Origin of the sequence: Pseudomonas sp. K5002 (assembly GCF_013386655.1) — a bacterium.
GTDB lineage: Bacteria > Pseudomonadota > Gammaproteobacteria > Pseudomonadales > Pseudomonadaceae > Aquipseudomonas.
In genome coordinates this window covers 1-1,698 of sequence record NZ_JACARK010000865.1, presented here as the reverse complement: position 1 = coordinate 1,698, position 1,698 = coordinate 1, and the positions used below count along the sequence as shown (strand labels likewise).

At 64.5% G+C, this 1,698-nt stretch carries 2 protein-coding genes and 1 pseudogene; all 3 read left to right on the top strand.

The window, feature by feature from the left end; all coding sequences use genetic code 11:
• A pseudogene (locus HX846_RS30185) lies at positions 1 to 406 on the top strand (DUF2063 domain-containing protein); the annotation flags it as partial.
• Between the two features lie 4 nt (positions 407 to 410).
• Positions 411 to 947 carry an alpha/beta fold hydrolase gene (locus tag HX846_RS30180; protein WP_178966781.1) on the top strand — a complete coding sequence of 179 codons (537 nt, stop codon included), beginning with the start codon at positions 411 to 413 and terminating at the stop codon, positions 945 to 947.
• 92 nt (positions 948 to 1,039) lie between these two features.
• The coding region (locus tag HX846_RS30175) for an MFS transporter (protein WP_178966780.1) at positions 1,040 to 1,698 on the top strand (659 nt) is incomplete at its 3' end.

Below are 1,698 nucleotides of genomic sequence, written 5' to 3'. Positions count from 1 at the left end.
GCCCATGGACGTGCTGGCGTCGGTGGATTGGGACACGGCACGCCTGCAACTCACGCCGTCGCTGCGCTGCCATGGGCTGACCACCAACGCCGAGGCGATCTGGTCGGCATTGTGGCAGCAAACCCCGGCGCCCGAGGCGCTGATGCTGGCCGAGGCCGGTGGGCTGCTGGTGTGGCGTCGCCAGTTCACCTCGCGCTTGCGCCAGGTCGATGCGCTGGAGTTCCAGGCCTTGGTGCACCTGCAAGGCGACGGCAGTTTTGCCGGGTTGTGCGAGTTTCTGGTAGCGCGCCTGGGGGAAGAGCAGGGCGTCGCGAAAGCCGGTGAGCTGTTGGCCGGCTGGATCGGCAGCGAGTTGATTGTGGGGGTCGTTGAAGACCTTTCTGTGTCGCATTTTTCGGAGCTCTAACACCATGTCTTTTTTCAATCGCCGGCGCTTTCTGATTTCCACCGCCATTGCTTCAGTGGCGTTGTCACTGCCGGTCATGGCGACGCCCGCCCGTTGGACGATCCGCCAGGTCAGCACCGACCTTCTGGATATCGGCTACTACGAGGCCGGCCCGGAAGAGGGCAGGCCGATCATTTTGCTGCATGGCGCGGACGGCGACCTGGAGCGCTTCGCCGAGGTCGCACCCTACCTGGTGTCCCAGGGCTTTCGGGTGGTTGCCCCGTACCTGCGCGGCCATGGCACTACCACGCCGCTGGACAAGGCGGCATCCGCCAGCACTCAGGAAGTGGTGCTCGGCCAGGACGTGCTGGACCTGATGAACGCCTTGCACATTCCTGAAGCGGTGCTCGGCGGGTTCGATCTCGGCGGTCGTGCCGTCACGGCAGCGGCGACCTTGCGGCCGAGCCGCTGTGTAGCGCTGGTCACCGTCAATAGCGCGCCGCAGCCCGCCCTGGCCGAGGTGCTGGTGCAGATGGCGCAGATGGGCAAATGGCGCACCTGAACATGAATATTTGGACAGCCGCGCATTTGCCCGCTGAAAAAAAAGGCCGCTGCCCGTAATCTAGACGCCTTTGCCACGTGTGCGGATTGTCCATGTCTTCAGTAGCTGATGGGTTGCCCAGTGATAAGCGTCTAGCGGCGGTTGTCGCCATTTCCCTGGGGATCGGCATGGCGACCCTCGACACGGCCATCGTCAACACCGCGTTGCCGACCCTGGCCGAAGGGATTGGCACCGACTCCGCTTCGGTGATCTGGGTGGTCAATGCCTACCAGTTGGCGACCATTGCCGCGGTACTGCCCTTTGCGTCCCTGAGTGATGTGGTCGGTCACCGCCGGGTGTTCCTCGGCGGCTTGCTGGTGTTTGTGGTGGCGTCGCTGTTTTGCGGGCTGGCCTGGTCACTGCCGACGCTGACTGCCGCCCGGGTGGTGCAGGGCCTGGGCGCTGCGGCAATCATGAGCGTCAACATTGCGCTGCTGCGGCATATCTACCCGGCAAAAATCCTCGGCCGAGGGCTGGGGTATAACTCATTGGTGGTGGGGCTGGCCTTTACCCTGGGGCCGACGGCGGCGTCGGCGATTCTATCGGTGGCTACCTGGCACTGGTTGTACCTGATCAACCTGCCCCTGGGGGCATTGGCCTTGTGGCTCGGGGTGCGGGCGATTCCGGTGATCCCGATCACCGGGCATGCCTTCGACCGGCTGGCGGCAATTCTCTGCGCCGGGTTGTTTGCCCTGCTGGTGCTGGGCCTGGG